We start from the raw sequence: 19,224 nt of genomic DNA, 5'->3' as shown, positions 1-19,224 counted from the left end.
CGTCCTGAGCCAGGATCAAACTCTCCAAAGAATTTGATATAGCTCTTAAATTGACGAAGCTTGCGCTTCATTCAAAAATTGTAAAACTTTTTTTTGCCTCATCGTTCAGTTTTCAAAGTTCGTCAGTTTAAATGGTGGGCCTAAGTGGACTCGAACCACCGACCTCACGCTTATCAGGCGTGCGCTCTAACCGGCTGAGCTATAGGCCCATAAAAAAGAATGGTGCACCCTGAGAGATTCGAACTCCCGGCCTTTAGATTCGTAGTCTAACGCTCTATCCAGCTGAGCTAAGGGTGCATATGGTGCGGTCGAGAGGACTTGAACCTCCACGGTGTTAACCACCACTAGGCCCTCAACCTAGCGCGTCTACCGATTCCGCCACGACCGCAGCGTATAAAATTAAAATGGTGAGTCATGCAGGGCTCGAACCTGCGACCCTCTGATTAAAAGTCAGATGCTCTACCAACTGAGCTAATGACTCAAATAAAAGCTGGGCTGGAAGGGATCGAACCTTCGCATGTCGGAATCAAAATCCGATGCCTTACCACTTGGCTACAGCCCAACGTAAATGGCGGTCTTGACGGGATTCGAACCCGCGATCTCCTGCGTGACAGGCAGGCATGTTAACCCCTACACCACAAGACCAGATTACGTTTTTATTTGAAATGGTGGAGGATGACGGGATCGAACCGCCGACCCCCTGCTTGTAAGGCAGGTGCTCTCCCAGCTGAGCTAATCCTCCATATTGGTGACCCGTACGGGATTCGAACCCGTGTTACCGCCGTGAAAGGGCGGTGTCTTAACCGCTTGACCAACGGGCCAGTGTATGTGTCTTCTAAGTAATTTTAAGTGGCGGAGACGGAGGGATTCGAACCCTCGCACCGGTTTCCCAGCCTACTCCCTTAGCAGGGGAGCCCCTTATAGCCTCTTGGGTACGTCTCCAAAATAAAATGGCTCCGCAAGTAGGATTTGAACCTACGACCTACCGGTTAACAGCCGGTTGCTCTACCACTGAGCTATTGCGGAACGTTGCTTGAATTTATCGAAGTAACGATTTATATTGTAACCGCAAACCAGAAACCTGTCAATCACTTTCTTAGAAAAACTTTCAATTCGCATGCCGTCTCTCGGCGACTTCTATAAGATATCACGGTACAAAAAGACCGTCAACACTTTTTATAAAAAAAATCAGGTAAAATGAAAAACATTTTACCTGATTCGAGTTTCTTCTTATTAACTGTTCGGTTCAAGCATCGTTAAACTAATTCGTCCCCGGTTCACATCCACCTGTTCGATCCATACCGTAACGATATCACCGACCGCCACGACATCTAATGGATGCTTCACGTAGCGATTCGATAATTTTGAAATATGGACGAGCCCATCCTGTTTTACACCAATATCCACGAACGCACCAAAATCAATGACGTTTCGAACGGTGCCTTGGAATTCCATTCCGACTTGAAGGTCTTCAAGACTCATGACATCCGTACGCAGTAATGGTTTTTGAATGTCTTCTCGTGGATCTCGACCCGGCTTCGCTAACGATTTTAAGATATCCTCAACCGTCGGCAGTCCTGCCTCTAATCGCTCACTCAATGTATGTGCATCAACTTGTTGTAGTCGTTCACGTAATGCAGCCGTCCCAACTTCCGCTTTCGAAGACCCAATCTCTTTCAAAATCGATAATGCAAGCGGGTAACTCTCTGGGTGAATCTCTGTCTGGTCGAGAACATCCTTCCCATTCATGATTCGCAAGAACCCTGCCGCTTGTTCGAACGCCTTCGCTCCAAGACGTGGAACTTTCTTAATTTCCTTCCTTGTTTCAAAGCGTCCATTCGCTTCTCGATATACCACAATATTTTTTGCGGTCGTTTTATTGAGTCCCGACACGTAAGTCAATAAAGACTCCGAGGCACGGTTCACGTCGATTCCGACCATGTTGACGACACTCTCGACGACGAATTCTAAAGATGCCTTCAGTTTATTCTGGCTCACGTCATGCTGATACTGTCCGACACCGACTGATTGTGGATCGACTTTGACGAGTTCCGCCATCGCATCTTGGATTCGACGTGCAATCGAGACCGCTGACCGTTCCTCGACTTTTAAATCTGGAAATTCACTTCGTGCGACTTCCGATGCAGAATAGACACTCGCTCCCGCTTCGTTCACAATCGCGTAGGCAATCTCACGTTCCGCTTTCTTCAACCAATCCGCAACGAATTGTTCGGTCTCCCGTGATGCGGTTCCGTTTCCGACTACAATGACGGAGATTGGATATTTTTTCGCAAGTCTCGTCAATACTTTTTCAGCGCCGGCGATATCATGCTTCGGTGCTGTCGGATAAAAGACACCGACCTCTTCGACTTTCCCGATTTCGTTCACCACCGCCCATTTACATCCTGTCCGATAAGCCGGGTCAATCCCTAAGACGACTACCTCACGAAGAGGCGGTTGCATGTAGAGTTGTTTTAAATTTTTTGAGAAGACATCGATTGCTTGTTCTTCCGCCTTTTCTGTCAACTCACCACGAATCTCTCGTTCAATTGCTGGGAAGACCGATTTTTTATAAGCTTCTGTCACAGCCGCTTCGACAACTTCACGCTTTTCTTTCGGAAGTCGTTCATATGTACGAAGGGCTTGATCCATGAAGCGGGTCTCGTCAAAAATGACTTTCACTTGAAGGACATCGGTACGCTCCCCACGGTTCAAGGCGAGTACACGGTGTGGGACAATTCCAGCAATTTTTTCTTCATATTCATAGTACTGCGCAAAGATCTCTTTTTCGTCTTCCGCTTGTTTTTTCTTCTTCGAGCGCAAAAGTCCTTCTTTGCGTACGCGGTCGCGAAGCATCTGGCGTAGTTTCGCTTCCTCGCCCCATTCTTCCCCGATGATGGCATGAACGAGCGGAAGCGCTTCTTCTAACGTGACATCCTTCAAGAGTTTCTCAATCACCTCTGCCGAGTAAGGTGACTTATCACGGAACCAGTCCGCAAGTGGTTGCAACCCTTTCTCCCGTCCTTGTTCTGCTTTCGTGCGTCGTTTCGGGCGATATGGTAAGTAGATGTCTTCAACTTGTTGAAGGGTTGTCGCTGCTTCCAACGCTTTCGCAAGTTCCGGCGTGTTCTTTTCTAACTCTTCTAACTTAGCAAGAACATCCATTTTTCGTTTTTGTAGACTTTCTTCATATTGAAGAGCGTCCAAGATTGCTTTAATTTCAACTTCGTCTAGATTTCCCGTCATCTCTTTTCGATAACGGGCCATGAACGGAATCGTCGCCCCTTCAGATGCGAGCTGTTGAACCGTCTCCACTTGGTTCACTTTCAAGTTTAACGCCTTAGCCACTTTCGTAATCACTTGAATCACTTCCTTTTATGATCTCTTTCAAAGTGTAGCAAACATTCAAACAAAAAAGCGATGACTCGATTAGTCATCGCTTGAGAATACTTCATTGAGTGGGACTTTGATGGCTTCACGCAGCTTTTCGAGTGCTCGCCGCTGCAAACGGGAGACGTGCATCTGCGAGATACCGAGAAGTTCCCCAGTCTCTTTTTGACTCATGTTCTTATAATAGGCACATTCTAAGATGGCGCGTTCCCGTTCATTTAAGACGTTGAACGCTTTCTCTAGAATAAGGCGTTGGTCGACTGATTCATACCCACGTTCTTGGCTACCGACCAAGTCGAGTAACGTGACTGTGCTACCCTCATTATCCGCTTCGATCGAACTATCGACCGACAATGCTTGATAACTTTTACCCATCTCGAGCGTTTCGAGAATTTCTTCATCTGATACGCCGAGGTGATCGGCAATCTCATCAATCCGTGGTGAGCGTTGCAATTCAGTCGTCAATTCTTCGACCGTCTTCTTAATTTTCGGTCCGAGCTCTTTGATTCGACGTGGAACATGGACACTCCATGTTTTATCGCGGATGAATCGTTTAATTTCACCGATGATGGTCGGGACGGCAAACGATTCGAAGCTACGACCGAATTCTGGGTCAAATCGACGAAGCGCCGCCAATAACCCAATCATCCCAACTTGCACGAGATCATCGTGAATCGCTCGCCCTCGCGAGAACTTACGGGCGAGTGCTTCAACGAGGTCCGAATAGCGATTGATGAGTAGCATTTGCACTTCTTCGTTTTGATCGTCTTGTTGGTAGCGTTCAATCCACTCTAGTACCTCGTCATCACTGTGATGGCGTTGTTGAGATTTTGCTGGCACTCTGATCCACCTCGTCCCTGTTGAGGAGTTTTGTCATCGTCACTTTGACACCATTGTCTTTATTGATCGAGACATCGTCCATTAACGCTTCGATAAGGAAGAGACCAAGTCCTCCTTCGTGGAGCGATTCAATTTCTGTCGTCTCTTCGACCGGAGCCGCCTGACGCTTCACATCATCTGCGAACGTCTTGCCTGAATCTTCAATCGTGATCTCAAGACGATCTGCGTATACGCCACAAGCGAGTTTGACCTCTCCATCTTGATGATCATATGCATGTTGGACGGCGTTACCACATGCTTCCGAGACCGCGATTTTAATATCCTCGATCTCGTCGTACGTATATCCCATACGGTTAGCGATTCCTGAAACGACTAAGCGAACCACACCGACATATTCGGGTTTGGCCGGGAACGTCATGACCGTCTGTTCAACATTGTTCATTGCGTGCCACCTCTTACGTTCGAATTAATAGAAAGAAGTTTGTGGAGACCCGTCAATTCGAATAGACGATTGACTCGCTCCGTGACTCCGACAAGTGACAACTCTTTTTCGTTGCGCGTGGCAATTTTTAATGCGCCGACGAACACACCGAGACCTGTCGAATCCATATACTCCACTTCGTCTAAATGAACGACCACGTCTTGTTCACTGATGGCCGGATGCAATACTTCTTTCAATTTTGGTGCAGTATATGTATCCACTTCTCCGGATACGTAAAGGTGTAATTGTTCTCCAATGACTTGCTCACGAATCGATAAATCCATCGTCTATTCCCTCCTAAATGTCCGTACAGATAAATTGAGTACGATTTACTTTAATTCCCCACTATCAAAATCTTAAACCACATTTTAAGAAAATGTTTAAAAAAAGACCGATACCTATGTACCAGTCTTGATCTATGTAAGGCTAGAGAGGGATCAATCCCATACTAATCTCTAGCGCTCGGTCAACTTTATGCATCGTCTCATCATCGAGATGAGTGACTTTATCCGTCAGACGACGCTTGTCAATCGTTCGAATCTGTTCAAGTAAAATCACAGAGTCTCTCTCGAGTCCATGCTTTTCTTGATATACTTCCACATGAGTCGGCAGTTTTGCTTTTTGAATCTGAGCTGTAATCGCAGCGACAATGACGGTCGGGCTAAAGCGATTGCCGATGTCGTTCTGCACGATAAGAACGGGTCGAACGCCACCTTGCTCTGAGCCGACTACGGGCGACAGATTCGCATAAAATACGTCACCACGCTTTACGATCACTCTGCTCACACCCCACTTACTTGACGTAAGAGAGCGTGTTCGGCTTCGGCTTCAATCGTTAGCATCTCTTCTGCCATATTCAAGTTAAACGCGGCCATCTCTTGATAGCCTTTCGCCAATTCTTCACGCAGTGTTTGTTGTCGATCAGCAATTTCTTTAGACAAGTATGTCACTACATCGTTCAAGGACAGTGTTTCACGGTCTTTCATCGAAATCGGACCCCCTTGTTGCGAGAACCGATCTGGGACGGACGCTAGCGCACCCGCAGTTCGCTGCTTCAACATCTTACACCTCCAGAATCGTTTCATGGACTGGCGGAAAATCTCCCGCGTTCTTTATCAATATAACACGCGGGAATGGGAAAATATAGAGAAATCGAGAAAGAATTCAGATAATTTCACACGATTTGTGATTCACACATAGTGACGCGGTAATCGACTCGTAAACTGGCAGACGATCTCATAGTTGATCGTCCCAAGATATGAGGCGAGTTCATCAATGGCGACGCTTCCACCGATAAGCGTCACATCCGTACCTACTGGAAACTCTTCTGGGAGACGGATCATGAAGCGGTCCATGCAGACGCGTCCCACAATCGGGCAACGGAAACCATTTACCTCAACTTCAAATCCGCTCGCCTTCCGTAACCATCCGTCCGCATATCCGACTGGGACGGTCCCAATCCATTCATCGGCTGACGTCGTATAGGTCGCTCCGTAACTAATCGTTTGACCTGCCTCAAGTCGCTTCACCTGCATGAGCTGGCTTTTCAAGGTAAAGGCGGGGCGGAGAAACGAGTAGAACGTCTCCATCTCGTGTGATGGGTATAACCCGTAAATTGCGATACCAACACGGACCAGATTATAAGGAACGTCTTGTCCCGCCATCCGGATGGCCCCCGCTGAATTGGACGTATGAATATAGCGGAACCGCTCGTGTATCCCTTCCATCAAACGTTCGAATCGTTCTTGTTGCGTGTAATACAAGTCGCTATCGAGCTCATCGGCTGTCGCAAAATGGGTGTAAATCCCCTCTACAACAAATGAGTCGGTCGCTTCCTCGAGTAGCGCATCAAGCTGTTCGCGCGTACGAAGACCGAGACGCCCCATGCCTGTGTCGACTTTAATATGGACCGTCAACGGCTTTTCTTCTATATAAGCAGCAGCTTCTTTTACCCATTCGGCAGAAAAGACGGACAACGTGATGTCTCGTTCCGCTGCAATTCCCGCATATTGGGGAAATTGCGCCTCCATGACTAAAATCGGTGCCATAATCCCTGCATCCCGAAGTTCGATTGCTTCTTCTAACAAAGCGACCCCAAGCATCGTCGCCCCGTTCTGGAGTGCAATCTTCGCTACTTCAACCGCCCCATGACCGTAGGCGTTCGCTTTGACGACCGCCATGATGTCTTGTGGGATTCGTTTGGTTAATTCTTTTATGTTATGGGCGATGGCCGCCCGATCAATCTCGATTCGACTTGGACGAAACATGTTGCCCCTCCTCTTCTAAGATGACTTGTGCAACGGCGTATGCACTGCTATGACTAATGCTGACATGAATCCGACCCGAAAAAGGCGCGGTCATGACAGGACGTCCCGTCTCATCCGGTAAAATTTCAATGTGACGCCATGATAAACCGTGTGCGATTCCAGTCCCAATCGCCTTGGCGTAAGCCTCTTTTGCGGCGAAACGTCCCGAAACAAACTCGATTTGACGCGGAAGTGGGTATTTTTGAACCATCTCATATTCAGCATCGGTGAGCAGACGCATTAAAAACCGTGGTTGTTTCATCGAGCGAGCCATCCGATCAAGCTCGACAATATCGACTCCAATTCCTACAATCACAGGACACTCGCTCCTTTCCTTTTTCCATCGTTTCCCTATACAATTGAGGAAAGAGGTGATGTTATGTTTAGTCGTACGGAAAATGTACAAACGTTTGTACGGGCATATCCACTCGTAACGCTGTTCATTGTAATCCAACTCCTTGTGTTTGTCATCGATTCTTTCGCTCCTGGCTTACGAATCGTGGCGACAGGCGGGTCATTCCATTTGGCACTCGCCGATGGACAATGGTATCGCTTGGTGACGGCCAACTTTATTCATTTGAGTCTTGGTCATCTATTGTTTAACTCGTTTGCACTGATTATCTTCGGACCTGCGATGGAACGTATGGTCGGGCATGTGAAATTTGCCCTGTTTTATGTTTTCGCCGGAGCACTTGCCAACTTGTTCACCTATTTCACCGTCAGCAACTTGTTTTATTTACAAGCCGGTGCGTCAGGAGCCATCTTGGCCATTCTCGGATTCTACGTGTTCATCGGTCGTTTCCGTCGCACGTTAATGCTTAGCCAAGATGCCCGCTTGGTTTACATTTTCGTCGCCATCAGTGCCGCCTTCACATTGATCGGTTCGAATGTTTCGCTTTGGGGACATGTTTATGGCTTTTTGGCAGGATTTTTACTTGCCATTCCACTCTCGCGATTCACAGTTCCGTATACGCGCCCGATGCGCTATGGAAAGTATAAGCAACGTTCGTATGCACCCCCGATTGTTCATTCCGGAGACGGAAAATGGTTCTTCTACATCATCATCGGACTGGCTATCTTCGGTTTATTGGCACAGTTCCTATAACGAAAGGGTGACACATGGCGTGTCACCCTTTGTTGTTACGTCAATAATGTCAGCATCAATGCTTTTTGTGCATGCAGACGGTTCTCGGCTTGATCGAACACCCATGACTGTGGTCCATCAATCACATTAGCCGTCACTTCTTCCCCGCGATGCGCCGGTAAACAGTGAAGGAAGATTGCATCGGTTTTCGCAAGAGCCATTAGGTTACTGTTCACTTGGAACCCTGCAAATTTCATCAATCGTTCATCGGCTTCCTCTTCCTGCCCCATACTCGCAAAGACGTCCGTATAGACAATATCTGCTTCATTTGCAGCAAGCGCCGGATCATCAAACAACTTGATGCTACCTCCAGTCGTCTGCGCCAACTTTTGTGCATTCTCATAAATCGCTTGATCGACGGTGTATCCGTTTGGCGACGCGATTCGAATATGCATCCCACTCAGCGCTCCGCCAATCATGAGCGAGTGCGCCATATTGTTCCCGTCTCCGATATACGTCAACACTTTCCCTGAACGACTTCCGAACTGTTCTTCAATCGTCAACAAATCCGCGAGCACTTGGCATGGATGATGCAGATCCGTCAATCCGTTCATAATCGGAATCGTTCCATGTTGCGCCAACGTCTCCACCGTTTCATGCGCATACGTCCGAATCATGAGCGCATCCACATACCGACTCATCACTTGAATCGTGTCCGTCAATGGTTCCCCGCGCCCGATTTGCAAATCTTGACCGCTGAGGAAGAGCGGGTACCCGCCTAGTTCGACGACACCCACCTCAAATGACATGCGCGTACGAGTCGATGCCTTTTCAAACAATAAGGCGACTTTCTTACCTGTCAGCGCTGTCGCAAAAGATTGAGGCGACTGTTTGACGTCATGTGCCAACTGAAGCAACGCATCGAGCGTGTCCGGTGTCAATTCTTCCATCGTCAAAAAATGTTGCATCGTCTTCACTGTCATTTAGCTACGCCCTCTTTCATTTGAATGGATTGTAACGATTGAACTTGATTGTCGGCCAGTGACTGACTCATTTGATAATACTGAGCCAACTGTCGCGACGAGATAATATGAACGCCGTTGCGGACGGCGGCTTCACGTAATTCCCGCTCATCGGTCGCATCCGAGAATAACACGGCGACATCTTGGAAATCAGTGACGTCTGCGAGCGGTGTATCCCCGAAGTGCTCAAATCCTTCCCCAAAAGCAATCTGCGAACGTGTCATCACCCGCGTCGTCAGCGCATCATAGGTGAACCGCTCCGGCACATATGGATGTGAGCTGAACTGGAGCGTCTCGCCTGTCGAACGCATGACCGAGCCTGTCATCGGGTCGACGCCGGGCAATTTGACGTTCGAGAAGATTGGCGTCTTCACCGCATAGTTCGTCAATGGGCGAACACTTGTCGGAACGTAATCAGCTAACGACAGACCATACGCTGCATAGGTCGCCCATTCGATTAACGGTTCGCCTGTTACTTTGCTGACAATCGGAACGGTCCGAGATGCACGCGGATTGATTTCGAGAACATAGATCGTTTCTTCGTTCAACACAAACTGAATGTTCAAGGCCCCCTTATAATCGAGTGCCTGCCCGATTCGTTTTGCAATCGATTCGACTTTCTCTTGAATCGACTTACTCGTCTCGACTGGCGGTAAGACCATCGTCGAATCTCCCGAGTGAACACCTGCCGCTTCAATTTGTTCGAGGATGACTGGCACATACACCGTTTCCCCATCTGTCACACAATCCACTTCGAGCTCACGTCCTGGAACGTATTGATCGACGAGGATTGGATAGGCGAGGTTCGGGTGTGCAGCTGCCAACTGTTCCTCCGTATGAATGAGCAGCATCCCCTTCCCACCAATCACATATGACGGGCGAAGGATGCATGGATAACCTAGCTGTTGTACCGCTTCATTCAATTCTTGTTGGGAAGACACTTCCTCTCCCGGAATGTGTTCGACCTCAATCGAATCAAGGAACTGATAGAAACGATCCCGGTCTTCCATTTGGTCGATGGTTTGCGCGGAGGCACCGAGCAAATGATATCCAGCCGCCTCTAAATCATGGGCGAGCGCAATCCCTGTCTGGCCACCGAACTGAATCAAGATATCGTGACAACCTTCCGCCTCTAACACGTGCATGACATCCTCGCTTGTCAGTGGTTCCACGTACAGTTTGTCCGCGATCGAGAAGTCGGTCGATACGGTCTCCGGGTTATTGTTGATCATAATCGTTTCGACACCAAGCTTTTGAAGCGCCCATACCGCGTGGACTGAACTGTAGTCGAACTCAATGCCTTGTCCGATTCGAATCGGCCCTGCCCCGATGATGGCAACTTTCCGTTTGCCACTCGGCTCTACTTCAGATGTCCCGTGCCAGGAGCCATAAAAATATGGGGTCTGACTTTCAAATTCAGCGGCGCATGTGTCAATCATCTGATATACCGGCTGAATCGAAGCCGATTCCCGGAGCGTCTTGACGTCCGCGACTTGTACGTGCATGATCTCGGCAATCTGTGCGTCCGTGAATCCGAGGCGCTTCGCCTGTAATAGCCCGCTCGGTTCCGTCAAATCTTGCTTTGTCATTTGGAGGAGGCGTTTCAACATCTGAATGAAGTGTGGCGTGATTCCCGTGATTTGCTGCAACGAATCGCCAGACAATAATTCACGATCGAGCAAAGCGAGACAAGCATGAAGACGACGGTCCGTCGGTGCCTCGATTTCTTTCATTAACACATCGACGGTGGCTTCTTGCATCCACTTTGGATAGAGTGGCGCCTGTTCAATCCCGGCTCCACGCCATGCCTTCTGCAATGCTTCTTCTAATGTTTTCCCCATCGCCATACTCTCGCCGGTCGCTTTCATTTGCGGACCGAGCGCACGGTCTGTCTCGGCGAACAAGTCGAACGGAAAGCATGGCACTTTCGCCGTAATATAATCGAGTGCCGGTTCAAAACTTGCCATCGTGTTTGTCGTGACCGGATTGATACAACGGTCTAACGGTTCCCCTAAGGCGAGACGTGTCGCGATTTTCGCAATCGGATACCCGGTCGCTTTTGACGCAAGCGCTGAGCTGCGCGAGACGCGAGGATTCACTTCAATCACATAGTATTCTGATTCCGTCGGATGAACAGCAAACTGAATGTTACACCCACCAATCACACCTAGCTCGGATACGATCCGAAACGAAGCACTCCGCAACGTTTGATGCATGTGATCCGATAACGTTTGTGCTGGTGCGAATACGACGGAGTCCCCCGTATGCACACCGACCGGGTCAATGTTTTCCATGTTGCAGACGATGATGCACGTTCCGAACGCATCACGCATCACCTCATATTCAAACTCTTTATAGCCGGCGATGCTCTTTTCGACTAAACATTGCGAAATCGGACTCGCTTCAAGACCTCGACGTGCCATCTTGTAGGCTTCTTCTTCTGTCGTCGCGATGCCACCACCTGTTCCGCCGAGCGTAAAGGCTGGTCGAACGATGAGCGGAACACCCGTCGACTCGATGAAAGTCGTCAATTCTTCTATCGATTCAATCGTTGTTGACGTCGGAATGGGTTCATGTAGCAGTTCCATCTTTTGTTTGAATCGTTCACGGTCTTCTCCGTCTCGAATCGTTTCAAGTGATGTCCCGAGTAGTTCGACTCCATATGTCGTCAATACTCCAGCTTCCTCGAGATCGAGTGCCAAATTCAACGCCGTCTGTCCCCCGACCGTCGCGAGTAAGTGAGTCGGACGTTCTTTTTCGATGATGGCGGTCGCTTTTTGTACGGTCATCGCTTCGATATACGTCGCATCCGCCATCCCTGGGTCTGTCATAATCGTGGCAGGATTGGAGTTCAATAAGACAACTTCACATCCGGCTTCTCGTAGCGCTTGGCACGCTTGTGTTCCGGAATAATCAAACTCTGCGGCCTGCCCGATCACGATTGGTCCTGAACCAATGACGAGTACTTTTTTATGCATACACGTTCACTCCTTGCTGAATCATTTCGTCAAAGCGGTCGAAGACAGATTGTGCGTCAGTTGGTCCTGGACTCGCTTCAGGATGAAACTGTGTCGTGAAGATTGTTCCATTCGGATGCACCAGCCCTTCGACCGAGTGGTCATTCACATTCTCATAGAGCAACTCAAGCGGGCTTTGTTCGATACTCGTCCGCTCGACCACATATCCATGGTTTTGTGACGTCATCCACACTTCGTTCGTCTTGACGTTTCGAACCGGGTGATTCGAGCCCCGGTGTCCATATGTTTGCTTTTCAATGTTGCACCCGAATGCGAGCGCGAGCAGTTGATGCCCCATGCAAATTCCGAGCGTCGGATGCGATAGCGCTAATTCCCGAATGACCTCAATCCGTCCGAGATGGTCTCGCGGGTCCCCTGGCCCGTTCGATACTAAGATCGCATCCGGTCGCAACGCATCCACGACATCTTTGGGAGAATCATATGGGACACTCGTCACGCGATATCCACGTTTCACGATTTCCCCGACCATCGACGCCTTCACCCCAAAATCTAAACAGACAACATGCCCTTTCTCACCGTTTCCCTCATGAACGATTGACGTCGTCGTGACACGCTCTGTCAGCTGATGGAGTGGTTGCGGATCGTTGGATTCCATTTCATGAGACATCACCCCAAATTGATCTCCTTCTTCACGCAACACGTGGACGAGGGCACGCACATCGACTTGTGATAGTACCGGGATTCCTTCCTTTTCTAACCAATCCTTCAATTCGGGACGCCCTCCATGATCCGCCAATGTTTGAACGAGGACGCCGGCCACTTGAATGTGAGCACTTTCGTTCCCGTCTAATTCCAGTCCATATTGTCCGATCAGCGGATAGGTGAAAGCGATGATTTGTCCTGCGTATGACGGGTCGGTCAACACTTCTTGATAGCCTGTCATCCCGGTGAAGAACACGACCTCGCCACTCGCATGTCGTGCACTCGTCTCCCAAGTTCCTGTTAACTGCATTCCGTTCAATAAGCTGATGTTTCCGTTCATACGACGCCCTCCTTCTGTAAGATTTGTTCAAGTTTCATCAATGCTTCGTTGATTTCAGATTTCGTGACTCGTAATGAGGGCAGGAAGCGAATGACATGGGGACCCGCCATCACGACTAGTAACCCCGTCTCTGCCAATTGTGTGACCCATTCGGCTACCGGTTCTGATGAAACAAGTCCGACCATCAGTCCGAGCCCTCTCACTTCTATGAAACGTTCCCCGTCCACGAATTGGGTGAGTCCTTTCTTCAAGTAATCTCCCATGTCTTTGACATGTTGAAGGGACGTTGGTGTGAAGAGAATATCGAGCGTCGCTTCCGCCGCCGCCATCGCTAGCGGGTTTCCGCCGAACGTCGATCCGTGACTCCCGGGTCCAAAGATTTCCGTCGCTTCCGTCGTCGTCAACATCGCGCCAACCGGGATACCACTCCCCAGTCCTTTCGCTAACGTGACAATGTGTGGTTGAAGTGGTGTTTGCTCGAATGCAAAACGTGTGCCAGTACGGGCGATGCCGGTCTGCACTTCGTCGACGACGATTTTCACATCATACTCGTCTGCCTTTTCTTGCAGCGCCTGTAACCACGACTGATTCGCGACGACGACACCCCCTTCACCTTGCACGATCTCTAGCCAGACAGCGGAAGTTTCTTTATCGATTAAGTTCAGCGCCTCCATGTCGTTGAATGGTGCGTGTATGAAATCGTTCACCATCGGACCGAATCCTTGCTTCACTTTATCTTGACCGGTCGCCCCGAGCATCGCGAACGTACGACCATGGAACGATTGGGTGAATGTGACGATTTTCGTCTTCTTCGTCCACTTGCGCACCAACTTGAAGGCCGCCTCATTCGCTTCCGTACCACTGTTACAAAAGAAGGCATGTGTGAGATGCGTTCCTTTTGTCAGTTTCTCAGCTACACGCTGTTGACCGGATATCATATATAAGTTTGATGTATGCCACACCCGATTTAGTTGTTCTTCAATCTTTTGTTGCACGTATGGATGGCGATGTCCCGTCCCACACACAGCAATCCCCATCACAAAATCTAAGTATGTGTTTCCAGACACGTCCGTCACGTACGACCCGCTCGCTTGTGCAATCTCAATCGTTCGTGGTCCGTATGTCGGTAAAAGCGAATTCATAGTTCCCCTCCCATAATCTTGTCCCTTCCAGTGTTGCGTCACGACCATCCCGGATACGGGCCTGTTTGACACCACCTGCCACCGCTGCTAATAACGCCTCTACTTTCGGCACCATCCCGCCATAGATTTCTCCGTTCGCGATCGCCTCATGAGCATCCCGTTCGTTTAACGTCGTTTGGAATTCGCCATGAATGCGAATCCCGTTCACATCTGTCAGCAGTTCAAATTCATCCGCTTGTAACGAAACGGCAAGTGCCACCGCACAATCATCACCGTTACAGTTCAGCGGTCCATTCGCGCTCGCAATCACAGACGTCACGACCGGTACATGACCGGAATCCATCAATCGTTCGAATACGTCATTCCGAATCGCTGTCACCTCGCCGACTTTCCCGAATCCGGCGATCGGATGACCCCAAATCGCACTTCCGTCGACACCTGATAAGCCAAACGCATCGATGTCATGTTGTGTCAGCGTCGACACGACATCCGTCTGCATTTCCCCGGCCAACACTCGCCAAGCCCCAATCAACACCTCGTCCGTCGTCACGCGACGACCGTCTTGAAAGGTCGGCTCGATGTGTTGAGACGTGCAGTACGCCGATAGTTTTGGTCCCCCTCCGTGAACGATGAGCAGTTCATGACCGGCTTCCATCCAGTTACGCCACTCCTCAAAATACTCGGGCGCCATCGAATCCCAGACGCTACCTCCAAGTTTGATGATTTTTCGCTTCTTCATGTCCGGTAACTCGCATTGATTTTGACGTAGTCATACGTCAAGTCACATCCGTATGCCTGACCTGCCCCTTCCCCGTCATGTAAGTCGACCGTGATCGTGACGACGTCCCGACTCATTTCTTCTGTCGCATACGTCTCATCAAACCAGACGGGGGTACTGTTTTGGAGGACGAGCTGACTACCGATCTGAATATCGATCGCCGTTACATTCACCGGGAACGGAACGGCACCGATTGCGGCAATGATTCTTCCCCAGTTGGCATCTTGGCCGTACACCGCCGTCTTCACGAGGGAAGATCCGACGATTTGTTTGGCAATCGTTCTAGCCTCTTGGTCGGATGTTGCACCATTGACATGAACTTCAATCAGCTTCGTCGCCCCTTCTCCATCCTTCGCAATTGCTTTGGCAAGCTCTAAACAAACCTCTGTCAATGCCTGTTGGAACGCATCATGTGCTGAAGTCCCCTCTTTGATTTCTTCCATTTCTAGTGCCCCACTCGCCATGACGAGCACCATATCGTTCGTCGAGCTGTCTCCGTCCACCGTGATGTTGTTAAATGAGGCGTCGACGCTTTGCTTTAGCGTCTGTTGCAAAAGCTCTGGTGCGATGACGGCATCCGTCGTGACGAATCCGAGCATCGTTGCCATATTCGGATGAATCATCCCCGACCCTTTGGCGACTCCCGCGATGGTCACGGTCGTTTCTCCTTCGCCGTACTGGACGACCGTCTGTTTCGTTCCGGTATCCGTCGTCAAAATCGCTTCGGCGAATGATTGCCCATCTTCCCATGCGGTTGTAGGTTGCAGATGACCGATTCCGTTTATGAGCGGAATCATCGGGAGCGGTTGACCGATGACGCCTGTTGAGGCGATTGCCACCTCCTCCGGCTTCACACCTAACTGTGTCGCTGTCACGTCGCGCATCGCATAGGCATCCTTCAATCCTTGTTCGCCTGTACACGCGTTCGCGTTACCACTATTGATCAACACGGCCCGAAGGTAGCCATTTGATTCGGTCAGAGATGCTTTTGTCACTTGAATCGGTGCCGCTTGAAAGTGGTTGGTCGTATAGACCGCTGCCGTACTCGCTGGTCGTTCACAGACGAGTAACGCCAAATCTTTACGCTTTCGTTTTAATCCCGCATGGATCCCACACGCTTGAAATCCTTTCGGTGATACGATGACCGGCTTTTGGGTCGCCATGATATCGATCATGCTTCATCCTCCTAAATGTATTGTGGTTGACTCAACAGTCCGAGTGTTTCTTCTAACCCGAATCGAACGTTCGCATTTTGTAACGCTTGTCCGGCTGCTCCTTTTTGCATATTGTCGATGACCGAGACAATGGTCAGGCGATTCGTCCGTTCTTCTTTGTACACCCAGAGATTGCAGTAATTCGAACCGACAACTGACTTGATTTCAGGTTCACCTTGCTGCACGCGGATGAATGGTTCGTCTCCATATACGTTCTGAAGACGATGTACCCACTCATCTTCTGAAACGTCATCGTTCGGTTGAACCGTGATCGTCGCCATGATTCCTCGGTTGATGGGGAGTAAGTGTGTCGACATCGAGACGGTTGCTTTCGTTCCACTCCATGTGTTCAACGTTTGCTCGATTTCCGGGATGTGTTGATGCGTATGAATTTTATAGAGTTGCACGTTCTCATTCGATTTAGCGTGATGCGTCTTTTCACTCAATCCCTTTCCGGCACCCGTAATTCCTGAACAGGCAGAGACGATGATATTCGTCGGGTCGATCCAGTCATGTTGAACAAACGGTACTAAGGCGAGCGAGACGGCTGTCGCGTAACAACCGGGATTTGAAATCCATTTCGCGGTCAAGAGCTTGTCTCGACTCCACTCGGTCAAGCCGTAGACGGCCTCTGTTTGAATGAAAGCCGCTACAGGCGGTTTCCCGTACCACGTTTCGTATAAGTTGGATGGTAATCGCAAGTCCCCACTCAAATCGATGACCACCCCGTCAAAACATTCCAACTGTCGTATATAATCAGCGGACACGCCGCTCGGTGTCGCAAGAAACAATACATCGATTCCAACCAGGGCATCCGCTTGAAACGGCTCAAGTTGTTGTGCACCTGTCTGCAACCACGGATACAGTTCCGATAAGGTCATTCCGGCGCGCGAATCGCTGATTGCTTTTTCTAAATGGATAGTCGGATGTTGTTCGACCAGCTTCAACAACTCCAACCCGGCATAACCTGTTACGCCGACGATGCCACACGTAATCATCTTCCTACCTCCTCTAAAGAATAAAATGATTGAACTATATGTATATTTATTCTGTCAATTGTATTTTTATTCATAAAAGGCAGATTATCTTCACCATCGCTTTTGTTTCAAGGGTTTGATGCGCATAAAAAAAGCCCGATGCGTAAGCATCAGGCGTGTGATTAGATTTGATTTTTATGACGAGCCTCTTGAAGCGCGTCGACTAAGTCTTTCACGTCTTCGACGAGGTTTTGAATCGTATCTTGGTTTTCTTCGTAAAGCGACTTCCATTCCATGACACGGTCTTTCAAGTTCCCTTTCGATGACGCTTGAAGACCAACCGCGTGTGCTTCTGTCGATGCGTTCGATGACTTCAACTTCGACTTCATGCCTTTCAGTTGTCTCACTTGTTGATCGCGTGTTTCGCTATGGAGAAGTGATGCTGCTGCGCCGATTACTGCACCCGCAGCCATCCCCAACCAGAAATAATTCTTGTTCATAAAAATCCTCCCCTAACATGACGTTATCTTTTATTATAGATTATCTGACTCAGTGACGACATAGTGTTTTATGACAGGACCTGCCCCTCGCTGTTCGACCGCCCGTTTTAGGCGGTCTTCAAGTACCGCATAGTCCGCTGTATCTCGGAAGTGTTTCCCACCAGACGTGAATTGAATAAACAAGACCGCATGATTGTCGTCTGGGTCGACACCTAGTCGGTAAGCCGAAAATCCATCATGCCCGACACCAAGCGGCGCCTTTTCCGTCAACAACTGATGAAACAGAAGAGAACGGGCATTTTCATCCGTCGGCACGTTCGCATATAAAATGTTTCCTTTTTTTACGAATTCACCGGATGCCTCTTCGATTTCAAACACCTTGCCACTTTTAAACGGAGATTTCTCTCCTTCTGCGAGTAGAATCGTTTCGTGACCATTCGCAGCGATCACACCCGGCTCTTTCCGGAGGCGCTCCGCCACACTACCTGACGCAAACGTCATATATAGTTTAGACAAGTTCCTCACACCCTTTCGCAAGTGTGATGTCTTTCTCCGTAATGCCCCCTTCATCATGGGTCGATACGGTCAATGTCACATTTCGATATTCAATCAAGATGTTCGGGTGATGATCAAGCGATTCAGCCAAATCCGCCACCAGATGGACGAACTGGATGGCTTCAGGGAACGTCTCGAGCCGATACGTCTTTTGAATTTCCCCGTTCACTTCTTCCCAACCGTTTAACCGTGATAGTTCATCTGTCAATTCACTTTGTGATAAAACCATCGTCACAATCCCCTTTCCCTACAGTCTACTGTCTTAATCTACCCAAACCGCAGAAAAATAATCTTCCGCGCATGATGTATAATGATTTAGAATGAGGTGGATAGCCATCATTTTGATTACGAGAGAGGAGCATCTCCTATGCGCGCATTGATTGTTATTGATTATACATTTGATTTTATCGCAGACACCGGTCGTTTGACTTGTGGGAAACCTGGGCAAGAGATTGAAGAGCGGATTGTCGAGTTGATCGAAACGTTTTCGACTGAGGATTATGTCGTCATCGCGAACGATGTCCATGATGCAGGAGACACGTTCCATCCTGAGACGACATTATTCCCGCCTCACAACATTCGTGGGACGGAAGGTCGTGAATTGTATGGCTCCGTGAAAGAAGCATCTAAAACGGCGGACCATTGGATCGACAAAACACGATATAGCGCGTTTGCCGGGACTGACCTTGACCTTCGTCTTCGGGAACGTGGGATTACAGAAGTTCATCTCGTCGGAGTCTGTACGGACATTTGTGTGCTCCATACAGCCGTAGATGCCTACAACCTCGGTTATCAAATCGTCGTCCACGCCGATGCCGTTCAAAGCTTCAATCCGGTCGGTCACGAATGGGCGCTCGAACATTTCGTCACGACTCTCGGTGCGACCGTCGTCGGAAAGTGACGTAAAACAGAAAG

Annotated in this window: 20 protein-coding genes and 10 tRNA genes; 2 read left to right on the top strand and 28 right to left on the bottom strand. The window is 49.2% G+C overall.

The window, feature by feature from the left end; genetic code table 11:
- Positions 1-132: 132 nt before the first annotated feature.
- The 18 genes from KNO85_RS12250 to acpS form a co-directional block, all read right to left on the bottom strand.
- A tRNA-Ile gene (locus tag KNO85_RS12250) sits at positions 133-209 on the bottom strand.
- Between the two features lie 11 nt (positions 210-220).
- A tRNA-Arg gene (locus KNO85_RS12245) sits at positions 221-297 on the bottom strand.
- A gap of 3 nt (positions 298-300) precedes the next feature.
- Positions 301-388 (bottom strand) — tRNA-Leu (locus KNO85_RS12240).
- Positions 389-405: 17 nt separating this feature from the next.
- Positions 406-481, bottom strand: a tRNA-Lys gene (locus KNO85_RS12235).
- A 9-nt stretch (positions 482-490) separates the two neighbouring features.
- A tRNA-Gln gene (locus KNO85_RS12230) sits at positions 491-562 on the bottom strand.
- A 7-nt stretch (positions 563-569) separates the two neighbouring features.
- Positions 570-645 (bottom strand) — tRNA-Asp (locus KNO85_RS12225).
- Between the two features lie 21 nt (positions 646-666).
- Positions 667-742, bottom strand: a tRNA-Val gene (locus tag KNO85_RS12220).
- Positions 743-746: 4 nt separating this feature from the next.
- A tRNA-Glu gene (locus tag KNO85_RS12215) sits at positions 747-821 on the bottom strand.
- A gap of 29 nt (positions 822-850) precedes the next feature.
- Positions 851-942 (bottom strand) — tRNA-Ser (locus KNO85_RS12210).
- 9 nt (positions 943-951) lie between these two features.
- Positions 952-1,026 (bottom strand) — tRNA-Asn (locus KNO85_RS12205).
- Positions 1,027-1,233: 207 nt separating this feature from the next.
- Positions 1,234-3,360, bottom strand: a complete 2,127-nt coding sequence (locus KNO85_RS12200; protein WP_214790449.1) for a Tex family protein — start codon at positions 3,358-3,360, stop codon at positions 1,234-1,236.
- A 69-nt stretch (positions 3,361-3,429) separates the two neighbouring features.
- Entirely contained in the window at positions 3,430-4,230 is an 801-nt protein-coding gene (gene sigB / locus KNO85_RS12195) for an RNA polymerase sigma factor SigB (RefSeq protein WP_015880560.1), read from the bottom strand.
- Positions 4,196-4,672, bottom strand: coding sequence for an anti-sigma B factor RsbW (gene rsbW, locus KNO85_RS12190; RefSeq protein WP_214790447.1), 477 nt, complete (start codon positions 4,670-4,672; stop codon positions 4,196-4,198). Before rsbW ends, sigB begins: the two co-directional genes overlap by 35 nt.
- Positions 4,669-4,995 (bottom strand): STAS domain-containing protein, encoded by a 327-nt coding sequence (locus tag KNO85_RS12185; RefSeq protein WP_214696023.1) that lies wholly within the window; start codon positions 4,993-4,995, stop codon positions 4,669-4,671. The genes rsbW and KNO85_RS12185 overlap by 4 nt, the downstream gene beginning before the upstream one ends.
- 142 nt (positions 4,996-5,137) lie before the next feature.
- Positions 5,138-5,488, bottom strand: a complete 351-nt coding sequence (locus tag KNO85_RS12180) for a type II toxin-antitoxin system PemK/MazF family toxin (RefSeq protein ID WP_026824472.1) — start codon at positions 5,486-5,488, stop codon at positions 5,138-5,140.
- Between the two features lie 5 nt (positions 5,489-5,493).
- Complete coding sequence (locus KNO85_RS12175; RefSeq protein WP_026824473.1) at positions 5,494-5,772, bottom strand: hypothetical protein; 279 nt, start codon at positions 5,770-5,772, stop codon at positions 5,494-5,496.
- A gap of 129 nt (positions 5,773-5,901) precedes the next feature.
- Positions 5,902-6,978: an alanine racemase gene (alr, locus tag KNO85_RS12170; RefSeq protein WP_214790445.1), complete on the bottom strand. Its 1,077-nt coding sequence runs from the start codon at positions 6,976-6,978 to the stop codon at positions 5,902-5,904.
- Complete coding sequence (acpS, locus tag KNO85_RS12165; RefSeq protein WP_214790443.1) at positions 6,950-7,333, bottom strand: holo-ACP synthase; 384 nt, start codon at positions 7,331-7,333, stop codon at positions 6,950-6,952. The genes alr and acpS overlap by 29 nt, the downstream gene beginning before the upstream one ends.
- A 63-nt stretch (positions 7,334-7,396) precedes the next feature.
- On the opposite strand from acpS, the gene KNO85_RS12160 reads away from it, so the two are divergent.
- Complete coding sequence (locus KNO85_RS12160; protein WP_214790441.1) at positions 7,397-8,122, top strand: rhomboid family intramembrane serine protease; 726 nt, start codon at positions 7,397-7,399, stop codon at positions 8,120-8,122.
- A gap of 35 nt (positions 8,123-8,157) precedes the next feature.
- Here the strand turns inward: KNO85_RS12160 and argF are convergent, their stop codons facing one another.
- From argF to KNO85_RS12110, 10 genes are all read right to left on the bottom strand, one after another.
- Positions 8,158-9,084 carry an ornithine carbamoyltransferase gene (argF, locus tag KNO85_RS12155; protein ID WP_214790439.1) on the bottom strand — a complete coding sequence of 309 codons (927 nt, stop codon included), beginning with the start codon at positions 9,082-9,084 and terminating at the stop codon, positions 8,158-8,160.
- Positions 9,081-12,101, bottom strand: a complete 3,021-nt coding sequence (gene carB / locus KNO85_RS12150) for a carbamoyl-phosphate synthase (glutamine-hydrolyzing) large subunit (RefSeq protein WP_214790437.1) — start codon at positions 12,099-12,101, stop codon at positions 9,081-9,083. Before carB ends, argF begins: the two co-directional genes overlap by 4 nt.
- A complete protein-coding gene (locus KNO85_RS12145) occupies positions 12,094-13,143 on the bottom strand; it encodes a carbamoyl phosphate synthase small subunit (RefSeq protein WP_214790435.1) in 1,050 nt (349 codons plus the stop codon). The genes carB and KNO85_RS12145 overlap by 8 nt, the downstream gene beginning before the upstream one ends.
- Entirely contained in the window at positions 13,140-14,285 is a 1,146-nt protein-coding gene (locus KNO85_RS12140; RefSeq protein ID WP_214790433.1) for an acetylornithine transaminase, read from the bottom strand. Before KNO85_RS12140 ends, KNO85_RS12145 begins: the two co-directional genes overlap by 4 nt.
- The gene (gene argB, locus KNO85_RS12135) at positions 14,245-15,024 is read right to left on the bottom strand and encodes an acetylglutamate kinase (protein ID WP_214790431.1); all 780 of its coding nucleotides are present in this window, start codon (positions 15,022-15,024) and stop codon (positions 14,245-14,247) included. Before argB ends, KNO85_RS12140 begins: the two co-directional genes overlap by 41 nt.
- The gene (argJ, locus tag KNO85_RS12130) at positions 15,021-16,238 is read right to left on the bottom strand and encodes a bifunctional glutamate N-acetyltransferase/amino-acid acetyltransferase ArgJ (protein WP_214790422.1); all 1,218 of its coding nucleotides are present in this window, start codon (positions 16,236-16,238) and stop codon (positions 15,021-15,023) included. The genes argB and argJ overlap by 4 nt, the downstream gene beginning before the upstream one ends.
- 11 nt (positions 16,239-16,249) lie before the next feature.
- Complete coding sequence (gene argC, locus KNO85_RS12125) at positions 16,250-17,275, bottom strand: N-acetyl-gamma-glutamyl-phosphate reductase (protein ID WP_214790421.1); 1,026 nt, start codon at positions 17,273-17,275, stop codon at positions 16,250-16,252.
- A gap of 161 nt (positions 17,276-17,436) precedes the next feature.
- Entirely contained in the window at positions 17,437-17,754 is a 318-nt protein-coding gene (locus KNO85_RS12120) for a hypothetical protein (RefSeq protein ID WP_214790419.1), read from the bottom strand.
- Between the two features lie 33 nt (positions 17,755-17,787).
- On the bottom strand, positions 17,788-18,270 hold the full coding sequence (locus tag KNO85_RS12115; RefSeq protein WP_251130691.1) for a type III secretion system chaperone: 483 nt from the start codon (positions 18,268-18,270) through the stop codon (positions 17,788-17,790).
- Complete coding sequence (locus KNO85_RS12110; protein ID WP_015880543.1) at positions 18,263-18,538, bottom strand: 4a-hydroxytetrahydrobiopterin dehydratase; 276 nt, start codon at positions 18,536-18,538, stop codon at positions 18,263-18,265. The genes KNO85_RS12115 and KNO85_RS12110 overlap by 8 nt, the downstream gene beginning before the upstream one ends.
- Before the next feature lie 138 nt (positions 18,539-18,676).
- Here KNO85_RS12110 and KNO85_RS12105 point away from each other — a divergent pair, with 138 nt between their 5' ends.
- Positions 18,677-19,210 (top strand): cysteine hydrolase family protein, encoded by a 534-nt coding sequence (locus KNO85_RS12105; RefSeq protein WP_214790417.1) that lies wholly within the window; start codon positions 18,677-18,679, stop codon positions 19,208-19,210.
- Positions 19,211-19,224: the final 14 nt, after the last annotated feature.

Origin of the sequence: Exiguobacterium sp. s124 (assembly GCF_018617485.1) — a bacterium.
Taxonomy (GTDB): Bacteria; Bacillota; Bacilli; order Exiguobacteriales; family Exiguobacteriaceae; genus Exiguobacterium; species Exiguobacterium aestuarii.
This window is presented reverse-complemented; position numbering and strand designations above follow the sequence as displayed.